The organism is Candidatus Auribacterota bacterium, from assembly GCA_026392035.1.
Taxonomy (GTDB): domain Bacteria; phylum Auribacterota; class Tritonobacteria; order UBA1439; family UBA1439; genus JAPLCX01.
The window spans coordinates 13,418-35,851 of the sequence record JAPLCX010000064.1 but is presented as its reverse complement, the minus strand read 5'-3'; the positions used below and the strand labels follow the sequence as shown (position 1 = coordinate 35,851).

Below are 22,434 nucleotides of genomic sequence, written 5' to 3'. Positions count from 1 at the left end.
GTCCCGGGGCGGCATTTGACTTTGACTCGCCATGGGGCGTGTGCTAGGATTCGCGGGCGTTATGAAGATATGCCTGCTCGAGAGCAAAAAGGCTCAGTCGGAAACCAATCTCCCCCCCCTCGGCCTCGGCTACCTCGCCTCTTTCCTCCATTCGAGAGAAAAAAATATAGAGGTTTATTATGCGGAAGATCCCCGGAAAATCCTCCAACTCAATCCCGATTTGATCGGCATATCATCCATCACGCGCAACTTCACGGCCGCGGCACAGATCGCACACCAGATCAAGAAGGCAGCGAGAATACCGATAGTCGTTGGGGGAGTCCACATCTCCGCATTGCCCGAATCATTGTCGGAATGCTTTGACATTGGCGTAATTGGAGATGGGGAAGAGAGCTTTTCGGAAATAGCGCGTCTGCTTTTGAACAATCGGCGAATCGCCCCGGAAAATCTGTCGTCCATTTCCGGCCTTGTATATAGAGAGAACGGCTGCTTGAGGAGAACCGACCCGGGAAAGATAGATCGCACACTTGACAAATATCCGGCCCCTGACAGAGATATCTTCATCAACAAAGGCTTCCTGCCCTATGACAAAAATATGCACATGGTAACATCGCGCGGGTGCCCCTTCAGATGCGCGTTTTGCTACAACGAGGGAATGTGGGGAAAATATCGCTACTTCACCGCGCCTTATGTAGTGAAGGAACTCCGGTATGTCCTCGAGCGCTATCGGCCATTAAGTATTGGGTTTATTGACGATTTGTTCATAGGCCATCTCCAGCGGTTCAGAGATATCGTCAGACTCATGCGCACTGACGGTTTGCAGCGCCTGGCATGGTATGGCTGTAATGCTCGCGCCAACCTGATTAATGCTGAGGTGGTTCAACTGCTCAAGAAAATAAACATTCGCGAAGTTTTCTTCGGCTTTGAATCGGCATCGGATCGAATCCTGCGTTATCTCAATAAAACGGGGTGCACAAAACGAATCAATCAAGAAGCGCTCGACCTCTGCTATCGGAATCGTCTCATCGTCAATGCAAGCTTTATCATCGGCACCCCGATCGAGACGAAAGAAGATATTGAAGAGACATTGAGTTTTATCAATGCGAATCGCCATAAGTTTGCCAATGTCTCATTTGGTTCGCTTATCCCGCTGCCAGGAACGGTATTCTGGGAGATGGCAAAACAGATGAATCTCCTGCGGGATGATCTGGATATCAAAAATGCAATGATCGAGCAGGTTGACTGGGCCACTTTTGACAGTTACAACAAGAAACTACAGGCGGCGTGCGCAGAGATCAAGAAACAACGCCGGAAGTTTTTGAACCGCCTCCGACGAATCAGCCATCGCATCAAAATAAAACTCTGGAGATTGCTCCGGGGAATCCGATCGAACCGGCGGGCAAACAAACAACAGGTTGCTCTCAGCGCTGATACGTGAACGGGTCCTGGTCGAAACTCAACCGATTGGCCGCTACCAGTGCGCTCTGGCCTTTCCGTACAAGTCCGCTGTACAGAATATAGGCTCCCTCAGGAAGAGAACCTGAGAACGTGTAGTAAAATGTCATTGATCTCGACTCTCTCTTCACGGCGAAGCCAGTTGCCGCAGGAACGATTCCACGAACAAATCCAGATTTAGTGTACGAGTAATATGTGTTATTCGGCAATTTTACAACCACATAAGGATCCACGAACATGTTTGCTGGATTGGTTGCCGAATAGACGAAGTATGCGGGAGCCAGCACATCACCAGTCCGATAGATCGAACCGGGAGATTTGTTGAGCAAGATCTCATGTTTCGGATATTCGCTGCCGCGCGGCAGCGGGTTGCACGCAAGTTCCGATGGAGTCGCTTGTTCCAATGTCGGCAGGTAGGTGATAAATGACTCGGGGGTGAGCGCATTGCGGTACGCGCTCGTGACGATTTCCGGCACGCCCAACTTATCATCATACATACGGATGACGCGGAAATCCTCCTCCATTCCTGTCTCTGGATTATAGCTGTTAAGCCATACGATTCCTTTTATAAATGGATATTGGAAAAGATAGTCGTAGGCGTCGCCAATCCACTTCGGTTTCGGATATCGCGCATCTTCCAGACATCCTGTCTCACATAGTATGATCGGCTTCTTATATGTGCATTGAAAATCGCGAACAATCGGATCGAATATGCACGGGAAGGAGAGCGCAGATTTTGCATTCCCACTCGTGTTCGCAGAGCCCCAGCTATAACCATCAAGGCCGATCCAATCAACGCAACCGTCACCCGGATAATAGTTATTCACATCATTCCAGGTCGCCAGGGTGTAACTCATGGCATTAGGACACCATATCCATTCAACGTTGGTAACGCCTTCTTCCTTAAAAATATCCACCACATGCCGCCACATCGCTACGTACTGTTTTGGATCCCCATTGTTCCAAGGGGCGGTCACTGACCAGGCCCATATGTTCAAATTCATCTCCTGATCGAAGCGGCACAGTATTCTCGTGTTATAGTTTTTAAGCGTCTTTGCAGATCGCCTGATATAGTCGTCAAATGCCCCATCGATAATCTTTTGAAGCGGATAGTCGCTGTCCATAATGTCATCGACACAAGACATCCATGTCATCATGGGGACAGAGCCCGCCTTTACCGTTTCAGCAATATAATCGGGCCAATTGACGCCAAATTCATATGTCCACGTCACCGAGTACCCTATGAGAGGATGCGCCTTCCCGGCTTGGTCGTTAAAATAGTCAATCCGCCCGGCCCAATTATCCCCCCCCTGGAAGAAAATTCCAGGGCTGATCTGTCCCCCGCCGCACACACCATTAAAGCTGGCGAGCATGAAGATAGCTATAATGATCCTCGATTTCATGATAATCTCCTATTTACTTCTCCTGATATAAGATAGCATCTAAATGCTCTTTAAGCAAGGGAGCGCGCCCTCCCGCTCACCGCTTGAACTTCCGCCTCTAGGTGATTTGGATACCACGCATACCCACATTAAACACTCCATCCGGGAATGGATATACAAATATTTCTCATTTTTGTAATAATATGACTCCGAACGTATTGAGCCCAATATGATGTCTAAACCATTACATATGCCAAATTCAAACGCCGAGAAGAGAGTTTATCTGGAGCCTTATTTTACTCTAGTAACATGGGTAATCATTATATGCGGGCTAACCCTTGTACTCCTTTACTCATATTCACTCAATAATTATTTTCAATCGGATGATTTCGTACTCCTTAAATGGGCTTCGGGGGGCCTACGTGCCGCCCTCATCCCTTCAGAATGGGAATTCTACAGGCCCTGCGTTCTTTTCATATTTTCAATCATCTACAAATTATTTTCTACTTCTCCAATTGCCTTTCGCGTAACTGCAATTATATTTCAGCTATGCAATTGCGTTCTGCTCTCCCTGCTTGCTCTTGAAATCACCCATAATAAAATAGTATCAATAGTTTCCCCCGTGCTTTTCGCGTGCACATTTTACCATAGCGAGGTTATCTTCTGGATATCGTGCTCCGCAGATATCCTCCTCACATTTTTCTGCCTTCTCGCACTGCTTTCCTACCACATCTATTGCCATCGCGGGGAGCTGCGATGGTATATACTATCCCTCATCTGGTTTTGCTGTGCCGTTTTTACTAAGGAGTCAGCATTTCCTCTTTTCTTCATTCTCGTTGCATATCATGTTTTCAATATTGCCCGGCTTCACTCCCCCACGGCTGCTCCATTATCAACACCGCCCTGTGCGGCGGCAAAGTTCATTCCCTTCCTCGTGCTTTTGTTCGTGTACCTATTTTTCAAAGCTCCGTTCAGCATGATAAATCCCCCCGGCAAAATAGCCGTGAACTACACGCAATATGTGCTCTACGGTTTCCTCCCGTTTCTCACCACATATTCTCACTTGAGCTGTCCCGCCTATGTAAAAATCGGCGCCATGCTCTTTGCCTGTGGGGGTGTGGGAATGCTATTGGGGCTTGGCTCAATGCAAATGAAATTCCTGGTTGCCTGTTTTCTTCTGTTCATCTCCCTGCCGGCCATCTACACGGTGGTCGAAGCGCGTTACCTCTTCCTCCCCGGTTGCTTCTCGTCTATCATCCTGGCCATGGCTTTTGTTCGTTCCTCCAACTATTTTGGCAGCAAATTCACTAAGTCGACCGCTGACGCCTGTCCTCACTCTTCCTGGATAAGCGTAGTCATACTCATCACGATATGTCTTGCTGCTAGTATTCCACAAGTGCTTTTCATAAAAAAAAGAGAAATGGATTGGGCGACTGCGTCATATAATGTGAGACGGATCATAAAATCGGTAAAGGAGCTTGAACCGGATTCATTAGCCGGTCGCAAAGTATATTTTGTTAATCTCCCCGACGGAATCCAATCTTCGATAGGATATGCATTTATTTTTAGAAATGGCATTTCAGAAGCGCTCTTTTTTGCCTACGGAGGGAGATCAGGAGACATAGAGGCCGTTCGGCTGCCGGGCGCAGAAGGGACATGGCGAGGACACAAGGAGATTGACGTTGGGGAGTTGAAAAAAATCGATCAGATTAAAAATAGCATCATCCTCATTTACGATCAACATAACAATATTATGAAACGGTATGCAGAAACTCAGCTATAGAGCCAGACTCAAAAGGAGCGCTCACTGTACATGTTGTACTTAAAATAGGAACCTCTGCTGATGTGCTTGTCGGAATATATATAATATACTCCTTCAGATCGGCACTGGTTGTTGCCAAAGGGATGATCCATCTTAAAGCAATTATCTTGTATACCCGAGCCTGATCGGCGCCCCGCATGAAATACCACATACTCATCCTTTGTTCCATTCTCATATTCTTCTCACTATCGCTCTTCAGCGGCGCCTACTTTTCCCCTGCCGATATTCTCCAGATGTGGTCGCCCTTCTCCATTCCCGGTGTACCGTACACCCCACGAAACGTGCTCCTCTCCGATATCGTGACCCAGATACACCCATGGTTGAAATTCAGCCGCGAGCAGATCCTCGGCGGTTCTTTCCCCCTCTGGAACCCCTGCTCCGGCGCAGGCGTACCTCACTTCGCCAACCTGCAATCCGCAGTGCTCTTTCCGCTCAATCTCTGTTTCTATATCCTGCCATGGAAAATCGCTCTGGTCGCCGCTGCATTTCTCAAACTCTCCCTCATCGCGCTCTCCACGTATCTCTACCTGCGCTCGCTCGGCCTCAACAGGGGGGGCGCAACGTTCGGCAGCGTGAACTTCGCATTCCTCGGCTTCAATGTGTTCTGGCTCCAGTGGCCGCTGAGCAGCGTCATGATCTTCTTCCCCCTCCTGCTCTTTCTCATCGAGCAGTTCCTCAGGCAGAGTCCCCCCGGCAGATGGCCGTCGCTCCTCGTCGCCCTTTCCGTGGCGCTCGCCGCCCTCGCCGGCCATATCGAGACGCTCATCCACGTGCTTCTCATTGCGCTCGCATACCTCCTCTGGAGGTTGCTATCCGGTGAACTTTCCTGGGGCCAATGCCGGAGGAGGCTCGCGTGCTTCCTCCTCTTCTCAGCCCTTGGGTTGGGCTTGGCGGCCGTCCAGCTCATCCCTTTTCTCGAGTACCTGTTCCTGAGCACGGCATACACTCGACGGGCGGCATATGCGGCGAACCCGCACTACCTCCCGCTCCCCGCGGCGATCCTCAACCTGATTCCCGATTTCTACGGAAACCCAAGCCACAAGAGCTACTTCGCTCCGTTCACCAACTACTGCGTGTCCGTGGGCGGACTCGCCGGTGTGACCACGGTCATCCTGTCCCTTCTCGCCATCCTCAGCACGGCGCGAAATAAGGGGTACGTCTGGTTCTACCTGATCCTAGGAGCACTGTGCTTCTGCGTGATATACAAGAGAGAGCCGATCTACCGGATCCTCACCGCAGTCCCCTTCCTCGACATCGCCGATAACAGCCGCCTGCTCTTCTGCCTCGGCTTCTCGCTCTGCGTCATCGGGGCGTTCTCTATCCATTCTATTACAGAGAATGGCGCACGGCCTCCGCGTGCGGCAGCCGTGATCGGACTCGCGGCACTTGTCCTCGCTGCGGCAGTTGTGCTCGCCGTTTCCAATAAGGCCTTTTTCGAAGCGTACAACTTCCAGTTCCGCTTTCGCCACAACCTCGCGCCGCCGATCTTATTCCTCGCGTTCATCATGGTGACCTCTCTCATCCTCCTGCTCTGCCGGTACGGCCTGCTGACGGGCAGACGCGCGGCGCTGTATCTGGGCCTGCTGATGTTCGCGCAGACGGGTGTCCACGCAATCGGTTTCAATCCCGCGATTCCGGAGAGCCAGTTCTATCCTACGTCACCCTCCCTCCGCTTCCTCCAGAGGGATCAATCGGTGCATCGATGCCTCTTCATGGGGGATCTGTTTTTCCCCGACCTCAGCGCCTGGTACGGGATCCAGGAACCGAGGAACTACGATGCCATGGGGATCGGATCATACGGACTCTTCCAGTCGGCGCTCGGAAATTTTGAAAACCTTTTTCAGGTGGTCACCAGCGTCAACGAAGAGATGGCGAGTTTCCTTAATGTGAAATATATCATGTGCGCGAAAGATCAGGACCCTCGGCGCGCGATGCGCGTGCGCTATCCGGAGCGCTACCGGTGCGCATACGCTGACCGCTCGGTGCGCATATTTGAAAACCTCTCGTGCATGCCGCGCGCCTTCCTCGTGCCGCGGGTGCGTGTCGTCGGCTCCGGCGACGAGGTGCTCAAGGAGCTGCCGGGACTTGACTTCCGCAGTGAGGCGCTGGTCGCCGACCGGGATGTGCCACTGTACCACGCGGGCGGCATTTCGAACAGTTCCTGCACCATCACGCGCTACAGGCCGCGGGAGGTAGCGCTGAAAATCCACGCAGAAAGACCCTGCTATCTGATCCTGAGCGATAATTACTTTCCGGGCTGGAGGGCGTTTATTGACGGACGGAAGGTAAAGATCCACAGAGCGAACGGCAGCTTCAGGCTCGTTGCCATCTCGACTGCGGGCGATCACAATCTGCACTTTTACTATTCACCATCTTCCTTTAAAATTGGCGTGGCGATCTCCCTGATTTCATTGCTCATCGCCGTTGTCACAAGTATGAGATGCATATTCGACTGAAGTGAACATCATTCTGTCGTAGGGGTTCCCCGCCTGCCGGCCGGGCAGGGATCCTTCGGCTCCGCTCAGGACAAGTTTTATCGAATCCGAGTCAAATACGGGCTTGATGAATCAAACCCGTACAATTCAACGTGCTCTCGATTGGAGGGGTGTGAGATGCTCGAAGGCAAGAAGATAGTTGTGGTGCTGCCTGCATACAATGCTGAGAAGACACTGGAGAAAACCTATCACGAGATCCCCAGGGGAATTGTCGATGTGATACTTCTCACGGATGATCGCAGCAGTGACAATACTGTTTCCGTAGCAAAAAAATTGGGAATTGAGGTTCACGTGCATGATGAAAACAGGGGCTATGGAGGCAATCAGAAAACGTGCTATCGGGAAGCTCTCAAAAAGGGAGCAGACATAGTGATAATGCTTCATCCGGATTATCAGTATCCTCCCAAGCTGATAACCGCCATGGCGGGACTTATCGCCTCGGGAATGTTTGATGTCGTGCTCGGCTCCAGGATATTGGGCGGCATGGCCCTGAGGGGCGGCATGCCCCTTTATAAATATTTTTTTAATAGGGCACTCACCTTCATGGAGAATATTTTGCTCGGCCAGAAAATTTCAGAATACCACACCGGCTACAGAGGCTTTTCAAGAGAAGTGCTCTCAAGCCTTCCCCTCCTGGAAAATTCCGACGACTTTATATTTGACAACCAGATCTTGGCTCAGGCAATCTATTTCGGCTACAGGATAGGCGAGCTGACGGCGCCTTCGCAATATACCAGGGAGTCTTCCTCCATAGGATTCGGCAGGAGTGTGGCATATGGATGGGGGGTGGTCGGCACCGCCCTGCAATTCGTACTCCAAAAACTGCGGCTCGGCCGGTTTTCGATATTCAACCGGAATGGCAAAAAATTACAGGTCTGAGTGACTCCAGTGAAACAAGAGGCGAATGGGATTTGCTATAGCTATGGTTTCTATCCACTATTTCTGATGTATCTCACCATAAGCTCGGTCCTATACGCTACCTTCGGCAGCTACCGCTCCTGGGCAGCTCTCTCGCTCATCGCATTACTGGCTCCGCTCGGCCTCCTCTATTGCCCCCTGTTCAGGAAGGTGCATGCGGCAAATAGTACGGCTCCACTCATCCTCCTCTCTGCGTGTCTCTGTCTCTTCTCTCTCATTCTTGGTCTCACCAACAGCCTGATGTACTGCGAGAATCCTCTCTCCAATCGTATGATCAATGCATGTGGCCTCTGCGCCTTCCCGCTCGGCATAGGCATCCTGATCGCACTCATCCGTTCAAAGGGGCGGAAGCACATTTTTGCGCTACGCCTCTTGATCATCCTCTGCGCGGGTATGTTTCTCGCCGGCAAGGTCTTTGTCATCTTTGCATCACCCAAACCCCACATAGATGTGTACTACATTCTCCAGGAGGCGACGAGGGCTCTTTTCGCCGGTGAGAATCCCTACAGGGCGACGTATACAGCGATCTACCCGCCGGGCACCTATTTGCCCGGGCTGTTCTATTTTCCTGTGACTGTTGCACTTCTTGCGCCGTTTCGCTGGGCATTTGGAGATATCCGCACATGCTCTATCTTCTTTGACCTTGTCTGCGCGTGTATGCTCTACCGGATCGCCACGGTGCATGGAATGGCCCGAGGGGACTCTTACCCGAAGCTCGCGGCTCCCCTGTTGGCCCTGGTCTATCTGGCCAATCCGCTGTCCTTTTTCGTGCTCGAGCAAGCATGGACGGAGCCTATTTCAGCCGGCCTCCTCTGTGTGGCTATCTACCTCATCTACCGTGGGTCTCAGAGGGCCGGGACAATCGTCCTGGGGGTATTCTTCGCCGCGAAGCAATATAATCTCATCCTGCTTCCCTTTATTTTTCTCCTCGAGGGGGGAGGGAAGAAAATCCTTGTCATTTCGATGATCGTGCTCATTACGATCCTGCCCTATCTGATTGCTTCCCCGAGGCAATTCCTGTACAGCACGGTGATGCACCATCTGAAACTGGGGTCCCGGCCCGATGCGCTCAGCCTCGAGAGCCTCCTCTTCAACCGCTACGGAACACACATACCTCCCGTGATCTCCCTGCCGCTCATCCTGTCCCTTCTCATCCTTTTGCTCCTCATAGAGGACAAAAACATCGCGGGTTTCCTTCGCGCGAGCATCACGGTCTCTTTCTGCGCGCTCCTCGTCCTCAAGAATGCCTTCTGCAATTACTATTATCTCATTTCAGCCCAAATGATCTTTCTCATGCTCCTCTACCTGATTCCGGAGCGCTCCAGGTGCGCGTACGCCCTGTCGCCCGATCGTGTGCGATGAGCCCATGTCGCGGGTGGTAAAAATGGCCAGATTGAGAATTGGTAAAGCAGCGGCGGTGAATATATGTATCGCAGCCGCGTTACTTATTTTTATTTCTCTCGTCGCTACAAAAAATATCTCCTTCGGGTCGGCTCCGGGCAACTGGACCTATCCGTACTACCGGGGCATCACATGGGCTCCGATTCTTGTCTCCCTCGCGGCCCTTCCGTTCATCTTCGCGCTGCTACTCCTCACCAACCGATACATAGGGGGGCGCGAGCGCGGGTTCATTTGTCTCTGGCTCATCACCGGTTTTTTCATCCAGCTGACGCTCCGTTCAGTGTATCCATATTCGCTGGCAACCATTATCAAGAGCGACGTGGCCAATTCGTTCTATAAACCGGCGATGGAATACCGCGCGGATAAACTCCTCAGGCACTACGAAACGATCGCGCCGCGCATGCCGCGGCACGTGAGGAGCAACATGCCGGGGAAGATCGTGTTCTTCTCGCTCATGCGCGCGCTCACCGCCTCGCCACGGGTAATGGGGTGGCTCGTCATCCTCATCTCGAACATCGGCGCGCTGCTGACCTACGCCCTGGTGAAGCGCATATTCCATAACGCCCAGACCGCAATCTACTCGTTGATCCTCTACCTCTTTATCCCCGCGAAGATCTTTTTCTTCCCGATCCTCAACACCGTCACGCCGGTGTTCATTCTCCTCACGCTCCTCCTCTTCCTGAGGTACCTCGAGTCACGCGGCGTGGCGTATCTCGTGCTCGCGGGGTGCTCGATCTATCTCGTGCTATTCTTTGAACCGCTTCCGCTGGTCATGGGTATCGTGTGTGTCGCCCTCTGCGCGAAATACTACTTTGAGAGAAAGATCCAGCGGCCACAGCTCGTGGGTATGATCGCATACGCCGCCCTCTCATTTCTCGCCCTCCATCTCGCAGTGCTCCTCCTGCTGGAGTTCAATATCGTTGAGGTTTTTCTCATGGTGCTCAGGGATGCGATAGATTTTAACCTGCACGACCAGAGGAGCTACGGGATATGGGTCGTCCAGAATCCAAAGGATTTCTTTTTTAGTGCAGGCATCGCCCAGATGATCCTCTTCTTTTTCGCGATGGGAGGGGCGCTCGCGCGCGGCATCTCCGCCGTGAGAAACAGGGTGGGGCGTGGAGGGGAGATTTGGAAAACGCTGCTGGAACCGGGCCCGCTCCTCACACTCTCAACCGCCGCCATGCTGCTCTTTCTCGATCTCATCGGCATCAACAGGGGCGAGGTGGCGAGGCTGTGGATATTCCTCGCCGTTTTGATTCAGATCGTGGCCGCGCACTGCTGCGCCGAGCGGCTGGGCAGATCGACGTTTTCGCTTGTCTTGGTCGCGACAATGGTTCAAACTACTATCACACTCAGCATGGTGGGTTTTGTGTACCCGTGATTCAGGGAGAGAAGCAAAGATGAGGACATTAGCTGTTGTCTGCGCAGTTGACCTCGGGGCGAATGTGCCGGATGGAAAATTGTGGGTCGCGGACTCAAAACTCCGATGGTCAACCAGCATCAGTCCGGTCGCCGGCGGTTTCAACCCGAACGGGAATGCCGCGGGCGCGCTGCAGTTCCGGATACCGAATGGCATCCCCGCGGGGATCTACACGCTCGAGGCGGTCATTGTGCCCGCGGGCGCCGGTGCGGCGAGCCCCGGAAACTGGCTGGGCAACGGCATGTCCACCTCGCCCGTTACGGTACAGTGAGGTATGGAGTCTGAGAGGTGACGGAACGCAGCACGCGGTTACTCATCTGTCTTCTGCTGGCACTGTGTGCGCTCCAGGCGGTGGCCAGCATGAGGCAGCAGTCGATGGTCACCGACGAAATCGTGACGTTCCTCCCCGGCTACGCCGAGCTCACAACAGGTAATTTCCGCCTGACCTATGAGCACCCGCCCCTGAGTAAATACATCGCCGCAATCCCCCTCCTCTTTCTGAAACCGGACCTGCCGCTGGATCACCCCGCATGGCGGGAGGCGAACTCGCCCGCACTCGGTCTCCATTTTCTCTATCACAACAGGGTGGACGCCGAGCGCATTATCTTCTGGGGGAGGATGGGCATCGTTGCGTGCGGCTGCCTGCTCGGCTTCCTGGTGTATCTGTGGGCGTCGCTGCTCTTCGGCAAGCTCAGCGGAGTGATGGCGCTCTTCCTGTACTGCTTCTGTCCCAATATCCTCGCCCACGCAGGCGTTGCAACCTCGGATATGGCGGCGGCCTGTTTCATCTTCCTCGCCGTTTTTTCGCTCTGGTGTTTCTGTCGGCGCCCCAACTGGCCGGGGCTGCTCCTTGTCGCTACGTGCCTCGCCCTCGCCCAGTTGAGCAAGTTCTCCGCCTTCCTGCTCTTTCCCATCTATGTCATTCTCTACTGCGCGGCGTATCTCTCCCCCGCGGCCTTCTCCGCGCTGCGAGCCTTTGTGCAGGCAGATTGCCCGCCACGGGTTCTCCCCGCGCGTATCCTCTCGGCGGTTACTCCGCTCATCGTCGTATTCTGCTGTGCCGCGGTCGTGATATGGGCCGCGTACGGCTTTGAGACAGCGCCGCTCGCATCGCTCATCGGTGAACTGCCGCGGAGGGCTGCCAGGCTCCTGCCTCCCCGGTTGCTCGGACTCCCCTGCCCTGCGCCCAGCTTCGTACGCGGCCTGCTGTTCCAGTTGCGGCACGCCGCGGAGGGGCATCCCGCGTTTCTCATGGGCCGCTATTCCACCACCGGCTGGTGGTACTACTTCCCCGTGGCGTTCCTCATAAAGACACCTGTCGCGATCCTCATCCTCTTCGTCCTGTCGCTCGCACTGTTTAAAAGGGCGCGCGCGGACTGGGGGAGCGAGTGCTTCGTCGTACTGCCCCCGCTCCTCTTCTTCACCGCCTGCATGCTGGGGAAAATAAATATCGGCCTCCGCTACATCCTGCCGATATACCCTTTCCTCTTCGTCTTCATCTCGAGACTGGCGATGCCCGCGCCCGAGCGGCGCAAGCTCCTCGCGCCCGTCATGTGCCTGCTCCTCGCCTGGCACCTCGCGTCATCACTCTCCATCTACCCGCACTACCTCGCGTATTTCAATGAGCTCATCGGCGGCCCGAGCCAGGGATACAGGTATCTCGTCGATTCGAATCTGGATTGGGGGCAGGACGTCAAGGGGTTGAAAAACTACCTGCGGGAAAAGGGGATTGATCGGATCTGGGAATGCGGTTTCTATCCCGATGTGCTGGACTACTATGCGATCAAGCACGCGCCGCTACCGGCGAACGTCGAGGGCGTGAGCGGCTACGTCGCCATCTCCGCGATGGATCTGCAGTGCGTCCGGAGAGACGACAAGCACGCGTTAGACTGGCTGAAAGAGCGCCGCCCGGCAGCGCAGGTGGGTCACTCTATCTTCGTCTACGCTGTTGATACGCCCCCGACATCCATAGGGACTGACCATGCGCCCACGAGGTGACTCCGGCATGCGGGCCCTCCTCCCCGTCCTCGCGCTGGCGACAGTCGTGAGGGCAGTCGCGGCCGTCCATTCATCTGGGTACATGCACCCCGATGAGCCGTTCCAGAGCCTCGAGCAGGCACACCGCATCGTGTGCGGCTACGGCATCGTTCCATGGGAATTCGTTTTCGGAGCGCGATTCTGGTTTTTCCCCGCCCTCTATGTACCTCTCCTGTGGCTTGTCCGCATCCTTCGATTGGATGATCCGATATCCGGCGTTGTCATTGTCCGGTCCTTCAACGCGCTCTGTTCTCTCGGCCTGGTCTGGGGGGCGTATCTCCTTGGCAGGGAGTTGCGGGACGGAGCGACGGGGGTGATCGCCTCGCTCCTCTGCGCATTCTGGTATCTACTCATATACTACAGCGTGCGCACGCTCCCGGACACATTCGTCATGAATATTATCCTGTTCCCGTTTCTCCTGATAGGGCTGAACCGTGGGGGGAGCCTGACGGGGCGATTTCTCGGCGGCCTGCTCATGGGAGTGGCCTTCTTTATCCGCTTCCAGGTCGCGATCTTCCTCCTGCCGCTCTCCATTTATTGTTGTGTGCGACGCGACCTGCGAGGCCTCCTGGCACTGGCAGTTGGTTTTTCGATCTGCCTCCTCCTCCAGGGAGCGATCGATTGGGTCCGGTGGGGCAGCGCCGTACACTCCCTGCGCGCCTACTTCGCATTCCACTTTACAGGGCTTCCGGCTTCCCTCTGGGGAGCGGAGCCGTGGTATTTCTATCTCGCGTGGCTCTGGAACGAATTCTACCCGCTCTCGCCGCTGGTGGCACTTCTGTTCCTCTACGGCCTCCACGAGCTTCCCCTTATAGGTGGCTCTGCCCTCTTGCTCGTCGGTATCCTCTCTGTCCTGCTCCATAAAGAGGCGCGATTTCTAGCCCCCGCGCTCCCCCTCCTCTTCGTCTCGATCGCGGCCGGCCTCACGGGGCTCTCGGCGAGAATCGGCAGTTCCGGGCTCAAGCGATTCTTTGCGACAACCGTGGTGGTTGCCATCCTGCTCCTCTCATGCGTCAAGGGCCTCCATTTCCCATGGCGGCAGAACAGCGGATACGCGTCAGCCCTCGCATATCTGAGCAGGAAAAACGATGTGAGGGCGGTCACCGTGCTTGGTGCCTACTGGTGGGAAACAGGAGGATATTTCTACCTTCGCCACAATGTCCCGCTTGAGGCCTTTGGCACATTGGACGAATACCAGAGGTATTCGCCGGCCCCGCGCACCCCTGACATGCTCCTCGAACATGCGATCCGCAGTGCGCGGACGCCTGAAGAGCTGATGGGGAAGACTGGCTACCACTACCATCTGAGTTTGAAGCGGGGCGAGGAGCCGAACTACATTGTCATCGCCAGGGGGCTGCTCACGAGAGATGTGCGACGGCGCCTCAGGGAATCAGGCTTCCGGAGAATTCACCTGATGGGAGCGCGCGCGATATATGCGAGGTCCTTAGAATCGGGTCCTCAGTGCGAGAATCTCAATTGAAGGCAGCGGAAAAACGCTTCGAGAAAGATCCTTTTTGACATTTTTGACGCGCCGAGCGTGCGGTCGACAAAGACGATCGGAATCTCGCAGAGGCGGAATCCCTTCTTCCATGCCCGGTACTTCATCTCGATCATGAACGCGTATCCCTCCGATTGGATGGTCTCGAGGCCGATCGATTGGAGCACGCTCCGCCCGTAGCAGTTGAACCCGCCGGTGGCGTCCCGGACCGGCAGGCCGGTGACGAGCCTTGAGTAGATGCTGCCCCCGCGACTCACCACCCTGCGATACCATGGCCAGTTCTTCACGCCGCCTCCCGGCACGTAGCGGCTGGCGATCACCACGTCGCACTCCCGGCTCCTCGTCAACATCTCGGGGAGATAGTTCGGGTCATGCGAGAAATCGGCATCCATGGTGATGATGGTGTCGTATCCCTTCGGGAGTGCCCACGCGAAGGCGGCGAGGTATGCCCTGCCGAGGCCGCGCTTGTGCGGGCCATGGAGCACGTGGACGCGCGCGTGCCTCTTCGAGAGCTCGTCTGCGATTTGGCCTGTCCCGTCCGGCGAGTTGTCGTCCGCGATGAGTATGTCCAGTGGCTCGCGGCCCGCAACGGACAGCACCTGCTCCACGAGGCGCGCGATGTTCTCCCGCTCGTTGTAGGTGCCGATCGCGACGAGGATTTTCCCGCTCATCTACCGTGCTCCTCAATCTCGCTGATCACGGCCTGGAGCCGGTTGAGTTCAGTGTAGATGAGGTCACCGCGGCGGCTGCGTACCGCCTCAATGGTCGGTGCCACATCCAGGTCAACCTTAAAGTAGTCCCTGGCCAGCCGTTTGAGCGCGTGCGCGTTGCCGATGCTGAGCGTGTGGTAGCCCTCCACGATGCCGCGCATGAGTTTTAACACATCCTGCTGCTCGGGCGTCAGGCCCATTTGGCTCCCCCTCTCCGGTGTGTTCTGTCAGCGCAGGTTCAAATGATACCACAGCTCGCATCCTTTTCTCTATCTGGAATGAGCGTGCGCCGTAATACATCAGTCACGGTGGGCACTAATTCATTTCACGCAGTGTTTTCATCCACGGATTAACACGGATTTACACTGATAACCTACTTAAAAATCCGTGCTCATCAGTGAAATCAGTGGATAGTCGTTTATACTGTTTTCCCCCTGTGACTAAGGGGTTACCTCACGCCCTCACCTCAGGGCGGCGCCGTGTGGAGTGGAACGCCGCTCTCGCCGCGCAGCCGTCTGGACACATTGAGGCAGCCGATCGCCTCCTGGGTCTTGCCTATCTCAGCGTACCTGGAGGCGAGGAAGTGATATGCCTCCGCGGGTCCACCGCCGGTTGCCATCATGGTGCGGCAGGTTTCGGCGTGGTCTCCATCCATTCCCCGCTCGCGATAGTAGAGCGTGAGCACTCTATTGAAATCGGAAACAGCTTTTTCATACAGCCCCATGTCGGTATACACAATGCCCCGGTTGAAATAGGCGAGCGGAATGTAGCCATCGGGGTACTTACGAACGGCATCGTCCCACAGCGCGATGTTGCTATTCCACACCGCACACCTGCTCCGCGTGAGGGCGGACAGCGCCACGATAAGCACCGCGAACGAGGCGGCCGCGAGGTGCGCGACAAACTTCCTCTTCCTCCCGTAGAGCCATGCAATCAATTCGGCCAGGAGAAATGACAGCCCGATCGAGGGGATGTACATGAAGCGGTCGGCGACAATCGCCGTGCCCGTGGGGAAGAATTGCAGGGCGGGGAGGACCGTGATCAGGAAAAACAAGCTCCCAAAGGCCAATTTTTTTGTGGAGCGTGTTGAGAACGCGACCAGCCCGCCGAGTAGTATGAGTATGAGGGGAGAGAGGAGAAATACCGCAGGCAGAAAATCACCATGCTTTACGGGGAAAGGGTAGAGGCATGACAGGCGCACCGGCACGATGGATTTGTAGAGGTAAAAGAGCAGGGCATAGGGGGGGATAAAGAGCTGGTCGAACATGGTGAACGCGGGCCCCGTGCGCGCGTAGTCCTTTGCGGCGAAAAACCCCAGGATCAGAAAGGCCGCGGCGATTGAGAAGAGGGGAAGTTTTGCGAGAAGGTTCTTCCTGTCTATTTTCGCGCCGCGGAGATAGTCGCAGAGGAGGAGGACGAGCGGGAGCACCAGCGCTGCCGGTTTTGAGAGGAGGGAGAGAAGGAAGAATAGAACAACGCCGAGATACCTCATGGTTGACCTGTGTGCGAGGTAATAGCAATAGCAGACGAGCGCAGCCAGGAAGAAGGACGCGTAGAGCACGTCTTTCCTCTCGGTGATCCAGGCAACCGATTCGACGCGGAGCGGGTGCGCGCCGAAGAGCAGGGCGACGATGAGCGCGGTGGAGATGCTGCGGCTCAACAGGAGGATGAACCAGAACGCCAATACGCAGTTGCACAAGTGGAGGACGAGGTTGGTCATGTGATATGCGTACGGGTGGAGGTCGAAAAAGCGGTATTCAATCGCGTAAGAGAGGAACACCAGCGGGCAGTAGATCACGGCGTAGTCGGTGGAGGTGAATATCGTCGCAGTTCCCTGCCAGGACAAGTCCCTGATCATCGGGTTGCGATAGACGTAGCGATCGTCGTCGAAGTTGACAAAGCCGCCGTGGAGCGAGGGATAAAACGAGATGAGCGTGGCAGCGACGATAATAAAGAGCGCGATGATCGTGTTCCGCTTTTCGCTGGACATGATAAGGGGACGCCTGAGCGTGTTGTAAAAAGGCTTTACACCTTCAACGTTCAACCTTGGGCTGTAGTTACATCCACAGCTGCCGGTCCAGCACCCGGTACTGGATCGCCTCGGAGACGTGCGGCGGGAGTATCTCGCCGCCCCCCTCGAGATCGGCTATCGTGCGGGAAACCTTCAGCACCCTGTCATAAGCTCTCGCCGACAAGCCGAGCTCGGTGATCGCCGTCTTGAGGAGTTCCTGCCCTTCCGCGTTCAGCCGGCAGTGCTTCCTGATCTGCCGGTGGTTCATCTCGGCGTTGCAGTAGATCTTCTCTTCGCTGAACCGCCCGAGCTGGCGTCCGCGCGCGGCGCTCACGCGGCTCCGCATCGCCTCAGAGCTCTCGGCGATCGTTTCCCCCGCGAGCTCGCGGTATTTCACCGCGGGCACATCCACGTGGATGTCGATCCTGTCCAGGAGCGGCCCCGAGATCTTCGACATGTACTGCTGGATCTGCGCGGGCGTGCAGCGGCAGGTGCGCTGGGGATCGGTAAAAAATCCGCACGGGCATGGGTTCATCGCGGCGGCGAGCAGGAAGCGGGCGGGATAGGTGATTGTCCCCGCCGCGCGGGATATGTTCACATAGCCGTCCTCGATCGGCTGGCGGAGGAGTTCGAGCACATTCCGCTTGAACTCCGGCAGCTCATCGAGGAAGAGAGTGCCGTTGTGCGCGATGCTCACCTCGCCGGGCCTCGGGTAGGTTCCCCCGCCGATCAGCCCCGCGTCCGAGATTGAGTGGTGCGGATTGCGGAACGGGCGCGTGGCCACGAGCGGCGTTCCCCGATCGAGGAGGCCGGCAATTGAGTGAATTTTGGTCGTCTCGAGGGCCTCATCGAGCGTCATCTCGGGTATGATTGTCGGGAGCCTTCTGGCGAGCATTGTCTTGCCTGACCCTGGAGGGCCGATCATGATGATGTTGTGGCCGCCGGCCGCCGCGACCTCGAGTGCCCGCTTCACGTGCGCCTGCCCCTTGACGTCGGAAAAATCAATCGGGTAAGTGCGCGCCCGCTCGAACACCTCGCTCATATCCAGCGTGACGGCATTGATCTCAGCCTCTCCCTCGACGAACTTGACGAGCGCCGCGAGGGAGTCAACCGGGTAAACGTTGATCCCTTCCACGACGGCGGCCTCTGCGACGTTATCCGCAGGGACGATGATGCCTTTCCGTCCCTCCTGCTTCGCCGTGAGGGTGATGGGGAGCACGCCCCTGACCGCGCGCACGCTCCCATCGAGGGCGAGCTCACCCAGTATGATAAAGTCGCCAAGGCGATCGCGATCGATCTGTTTGCCGGCGGCGAGAATCCCCACGGCGATGGGGAGATCGAAACTCGGACCCTCCTTCTTGATATTCGCGGGGGCGAGGTTGACGGTGAGGCGCCCCTCGGGGTACACGAAACCGGAATTCTGGATGGCTGTTTTGACGCGGTCCCGGGATTCCTTTACCGCGGTATCGGGGAGCCCGACGATGACCACCGCCGGGATGCCTCCTGAGACATCAACCTCGATCTCAACGGGATACGCCTCGACGCCGTGGATGGAACCTGAATGAACCTTCGCAAGCATATCAACGATCCTCCCGGTTCCACCATCATAGACTATGGGAAATGGCGTGGCAAGCGGAAAGCGCGGCGAAAGGTTATTGGTCAGTTACCTGAGGGTGGCTCTTCGTGTTTACACGTCAGGAGAGACACGAGTTTTTGACAGGGGCGGCTCCAGGTCTTCAATATTCTTCTTGCGAGCATGCCCGTGCGGGTCAATGTCCCATTTCCCATTGAAGTAGGTGCAGCGCATGATATACGGATGAGTTTTGCGCAAGCCTTTTTCAGCGGGATTATCGTATTCGATGACATACTCGGCCTTCCCCTTATACGGAGTGACCAGTGAGTCTGTTTTTTCGATACCGGACGAGAGGAGGGTGACGCCGACATTCGGAAAGTTTATATTGGATTGTAAATCCGCTTGCGTCGTTTGTATGTAAAGAGCCGCGTTGGTGTTGAAGGCTTCCCGTATGGCTCCTTCATCAGCTTTTTCGGCACCGAACGCTCTATCTGCAACGGGGCCGAGAAGAACGATTGCTGCGCATAACATCGCAACGGCTTTCATGGCACTGCTCCTTTCTCGTACGAGGGGTTGTTCAGCCTGCTCCATCTAGAGCACTGGCGGGATCGTTCACGACCGCACAATCCTGCCAATCTTATTCAGCAATTTTTCCCTGGTGATCGGTTTCTGGAGGAAATAGACGCGGTGCATATTTTTGAGCTGTCCCAGCATGTCGGGGTTCAGCACGCTCACCACCAAGACGGGCACGTTGTTCTTCCCTTCCTGCCTTACCTGGACAGGAAAGGATTCACCACTCATGTCCCTCATGATGATATCAGAGATAATGAGATCAAAGCGCCGCTGTCTGATTGATTTTAACGCTCTCGCCGTGTTACCCGTGATCTGGATCGCATACTTGTGGGCTTCATCCTTAAACATGAACTTGTAAATTGCCTGCATGTCGGGGTCATCTTCAACAATAAGTATGCGCTTCATCCATTCACCCTCTTGTGGTATTCCATGTTTCCCGCGCTCAGATACCCAGCACTGCGCGCGGCAATTTCACTGTGACCGTGGTTCCCTTCCCCGCTCCTGCCGAGGTGACCTGGATCGTACCGCCGTATATCCCGGCGATGTCCTTGCAGATTGCCAGGCCGAGTCCCGTCCCCTGCATTGACGGATCATGCTTGAAGAATCTGGTGAATAGCACACCCATATCTTTTTCCGCGATACCGCGGCCCGTATCTTTGACCTTGAGACAGATCTCATTTCCGCGAGAGCGAACGATCAGTGAGATGGTGCCATGTCTCGTAAATTTTATCGCGTTGTCTATGATATTGTGGACGAGCGTCCGCATCATTCTCCTGTCAGCGTAGATCTTGTCGATCTCTCGCGGGATATCTATCTTAACTCTGAGTTTTTTCTGCGCGATGAGATCCCGCAAATCCCTCACGATCTCGGCCACCATCCTTTTAAGGGAAATCTGCTTCCGCTGTGGTACTACTCTTCTGGCGCTCAGCGAGAATATTCCCAGTATGTTGTTCACATCCTTGCTGAGCGTCTTGAGATTTCTGGAGCCAATGCTCCACGCCTTCTGTGCATCATCAATATTTTCAGCCCCAAGCGCCTTCTGCCCCATGGCAAACGCCATCTCCATCATGGCGATGGGGGCCTTCAGTTCATGGGAGACGTCCCGGATGAGGTTATCTTTCATCTGCTCTATTCTTTTTCTCTCCGAGATGTCTCTGAAGATACCCTGTGCCACCTTCTTGCCTGCATATTCAATGACGCATGTGCTGATATCCACTGGAATTAGTTTCCCATCCTTTCTGAGCACTATGCCGTCAGTTAAAAAACTGCGCCCACTCTCTACACCACCTTTGAAATCGGCATCCACTCGTGCGCGCTCCTGTTCAGGGTGAAGATGTGTGAAATGCGTCCCCATTAAGGCTTTCTTCGAATACCCAAAAAGTTTGAGGGCGTTCTCATTCGCTTCCAGCAGATACCCATCGGTATTTGCAAGTAATATAGCATCAACCGCACCATCCATCAGCGCGCGATATTTCTCCTCTGATTCCCGCAAAGTCTCCTCGGCTACTTTGTGCTCGGTGATGTCGCGGTTGCTGCCGCGTGTGCCGAGATATGTGTCAGCGGCGTCGTATATCTGCTGGCAGACGTGGGAGATCCAGCGGACTGACCCACCGCGATGGATGACGCGAAACTCCATCTCGGACGGGGAAGTGCCGTGATCTTGTTCCTGCTCGTGCGACTCAAAACGCGCCCGATCATCGGGGTGGATAATGGTGCGCAACATGCCAGGATCCGCCTCAAATTCTTCCGCGGCATAGCCGGTGATTCTCTCGCACGAGGGCGATGAGTAAATGAGGCGGCCGTCGGGATCCATCCAGAATTCCCAGGCATAGGTATTATCGGCGACGGCGCGATACTTGGCCTCGGATGCTCTCAGTGCTTCCTCGGCTTTCTTGCGGTCGCTGATGTCGCGCATGTATTCAATAACCCCTGTGAGTTTGCCGGTTGCCCTGTCGATGAGTGGGTAACTGTAGAGGTCAAGCCACCCCACAATCTCTCCTCCCGGACCGTTCAAGGGGACTATCTCATAGGCTGCGCTGCCGGTCTCGAGTGTTTTCTGCGTTGGGCAGACCTCGCAGGGTGCCGTCCGCGAATGGTAGGCTTCGTAGCATTTTTTGCCGATGAGCGGCATGGCGTGCGCGTACCACCGCTCCACGGTGGGGTTGACGCGGATGATGCGCATTTCCTTGTCGAGGATGCTGATCCCGTCCTGAATGCTTGTGAAGATGCTCGCAAGGAAATCTTCACGCTCCCGGAGAGTCTCTTCAACCTTCGCGCGCGCGGCGATGTCTCCCCGGAGCTGTTCGTTGAGTCTTTCGAGTTCTCGGGTGCGTGTTTCTACTATCTTTTCGAGCTGATCGCGATATCTTTTTATTTCGTTCTCGATTCGCTTACGCTCGGTGATGTCAACGTTCATCTCGGCGACGAGCCACTCCCCCATTTCGTTCTGGAACGGAATGGTGGTCACCTGTATAGGCCTGTTGTTCTCCTTGACCAGTATTTCTTCAGTGACGACCGGCTTTTTAGTGGCGAGGGCCTTTGGAATTCCGCAGCCGGGACACACCCGTTTTGCCCCCATAAAGTATTCATAACACTTTTTTCCCGCGGGATCTCCATAGACGCTTTGCCATGCCGAATCGATGTAGCGTATGTTGTGCTCTGAATCAATGATGTCAAGGCCCGTTTTTGTCGCGCCCAGGATGAACTCGATTTGCTGCTTAAGTCCCCTGAGTTCTTCCTCGGTGCGTTTATGCTCGCTCATGTCCACGAAGATCCCCAGGATCAATTTTTTGCCATCCACCTCCACGATCTTATCTCTTATCATGACGGGAATTCGCCGACCGTCGCTATGCTGTACTTCAACTTCGACATCGCCAATGTTCCCCTGTTGAACGTGCAGGGCGAATCGCTCCTTATATTTTTCTTCCTCGCCCTCGGGATGCAGCTCCGATTGATGCATCCCGAGAATCTGGCCCCGCGTGCGTCCGATCAGCGCTTCAGCCTGGGCATTGCAATCCAGAATTATTCCTGTCTCGGCGTCGGCGATGAACATTGCGCTGGCCGCATGCTCGAAGATGTGGCGATATATCTCTTTCCCGCTGAGGCTCGGGGTTGTGTTGGAAGGGGTGTTCACGGCATC

17 protein-coding genes are annotated in these 22,434 nt (G+C 55.2%); 9 read left to right on the top strand and 8 right to left on the bottom strand.

The features are described 5' to 3' along the window. Positions 1 to 61 precede the first annotated feature (61 nt). Entirely contained in the window at positions 62 to 1,438 is a 1,377-nt protein-coding gene (locus NTX71_06330; GenBank protein MCX6339520.1) for a radical SAM protein, read from the top strand. Here the strand turns inward: NTX71_06330 and NTX71_06325 are convergent. After that, positions 1,422 to 2,858: a glycosyl hydrolase gene (locus NTX71_06325; protein ID MCX6339519.1), complete on the bottom strand. Its 1,437-nt coding sequence runs from the start codon at positions 2,856 to 2,858 to the stop codon at positions 1,422 to 1,424. The genes NTX71_06330 and NTX71_06325 overlap by 17 nt on opposite strands. Positions 2,859 to 3,066: 208 nt before the next feature. Here NTX71_06325 and NTX71_06320 point away from each other — a divergent pair, with 208 nt between their 5' ends. The 8 genes from NTX71_06320 (at position 3,067) to NTX71_06285 (ending at position 14,410) form a co-directional block, all read left to right on the top strand. After that, positions 3,067 to 4,620, top strand: a complete 1,554-nt coding sequence (locus NTX71_06320; GenBank protein ID MCX6339518.1) for a glycosyltransferase family 39 protein — start codon at positions 3,067 to 3,069, stop codon at positions 4,618 to 4,620. 176 nt (positions 4,621 to 4,796) lie between these two features. After that, positions 4,797 to 7,115 (top strand): YfhO family protein, encoded by a 2,319-nt coding sequence (locus NTX71_06315; GenBank protein MCX6339517.1) that lies wholly within the window; start codon positions 4,797 to 4,799, stop codon positions 7,113 to 7,115. 156 nt (positions 7,116 to 7,271) lie between these two features. After that, a complete protein-coding gene (locus NTX71_06310) occupies positions 7,272 to 8,033 on the top strand; it encodes a glycosyltransferase family 2 protein (GenBank protein ID MCX6339516.1) in 762 nt (253 codons plus the stop codon). Positions 8,034 to 8,042: 9 nt separating this feature from the next. Beyond that, positions 8,043 to 9,434 carry a hypothetical protein gene (locus NTX71_06305; protein ID MCX6339515.1) on the top strand — a complete coding sequence of 464 codons (1,392 nt, stop codon included), beginning with the start codon at positions 8,043 to 8,045 and terminating at the stop codon, positions 9,432 to 9,434. Between the two features lie 22 nt (positions 9,435 to 9,456). Beyond that, positions 9,457 to 10,854: a hypothetical protein gene (locus tag NTX71_06300; GenBank protein MCX6339514.1), complete on the top strand. Its 1,398-nt coding sequence runs from the start codon at positions 9,457 to 9,459 to the stop codon at positions 10,852 to 10,854. A 19-nt stretch (positions 10,855 to 10,873) separates the two neighbouring features. Then, positions 10,874 to 11,164 (top strand): hypothetical protein, encoded by a 291-nt coding sequence (locus NTX71_06295; GenBank protein MCX6339513.1) that lies wholly within the window; start codon positions 10,874 to 10,876, stop codon positions 11,162 to 11,164. Positions 11,165 to 11,181: 17 nt separating this feature from the next. Beyond that, a complete protein-coding gene (locus NTX71_06290) occupies positions 11,182 to 12,891 on the top strand; it encodes a glycosyltransferase family 39 protein (GenBank protein ID MCX6339512.1) in 1,710 nt (569 codons plus the stop codon). Between the two features lie 7 nt (positions 12,892 to 12,898). Beyond that, complete coding sequence (locus tag NTX71_06285) at positions 12,899 to 14,410, top strand: hypothetical protein (protein ID MCX6339511.1); 1,512 nt, start codon at positions 12,899 to 12,901, stop codon at positions 14,408 to 14,410. Here the strand turns inward: NTX71_06285 and NTX71_06280 are convergent. The 7 genes from NTX71_06280 to NTX71_06250 all read right to left on the bottom strand — a co-directional run bounded on the left by NTX71_06280 (position 14,389) and on the right by NTX71_06250 (position 22,428). Beyond that, positions 14,389 to 15,099, bottom strand: a complete 711-nt coding sequence (locus NTX71_06280) for a polyprenol monophosphomannose synthase (protein MCX6339510.1) — start codon at positions 15,097 to 15,099, stop codon at positions 14,389 to 14,391. The two genes, NTX71_06285 and NTX71_06280, sit on opposite strands and share 22 nt — an antisense overlap. Next, positions 15,096 to 15,338, bottom strand: coding sequence for a hypothetical protein (locus NTX71_06275; GenBank protein MCX6339509.1), 243 nt, complete (start codon positions 15,336 to 15,338; stop codon positions 15,096 to 15,098). The genes NTX71_06280 and NTX71_06275 overlap by 4 nt, the downstream gene beginning before the upstream one ends. Before the next feature lie 266 nt (positions 15,339 to 15,604). After that, the gene (locus NTX71_06270) at positions 15,605 to 17,128 is read right to left on the bottom strand and encodes a tetratricopeptide repeat protein (GenBank protein MCX6339508.1); all 1,524 of its coding nucleotides are present in this window, start codon (positions 17,126 to 17,128) and stop codon (positions 15,605 to 15,607) included. Between the two features lie 67 nt (positions 17,129 to 17,195). Continuing rightward, positions 17,196 to 18,728, bottom strand: coding sequence for a YifB family Mg chelatase-like AAA ATPase (locus NTX71_06265; GenBank protein MCX6339507.1), 1,533 nt, complete (start codon positions 18,726 to 18,728; stop codon positions 17,196 to 17,198). Between the two features lie 108 nt (positions 18,729 to 18,836). Then, entirely contained in the window at positions 18,837 to 19,268 is a 432-nt protein-coding gene (locus tag NTX71_06260; protein MCX6339506.1) for a hypothetical protein, read from the bottom strand. A 66-nt stretch (positions 19,269 to 19,334) separates the two neighbouring features. Continuing rightward, the gene (locus NTX71_06255; protein MCX6339505.1) at positions 19,335 to 19,700 is read right to left on the bottom strand and encodes a response regulator; all 366 of its coding nucleotides are present in this window, start codon (positions 19,698 to 19,700) and stop codon (positions 19,335 to 19,337) included. Positions 19,701 to 19,737: 37 nt separating this feature from the next. Continuing rightward, on the bottom strand, positions 19,738 to 22,428 hold the full coding sequence (locus NTX71_06250) for a PAS domain S-box protein (protein MCX6339504.1): 2,691 nt from the start codon (positions 22,426 to 22,428) through the stop codon (positions 19,738 to 19,740). Positions 22,429 to 22,434: the final 6 nt, after the last annotated feature.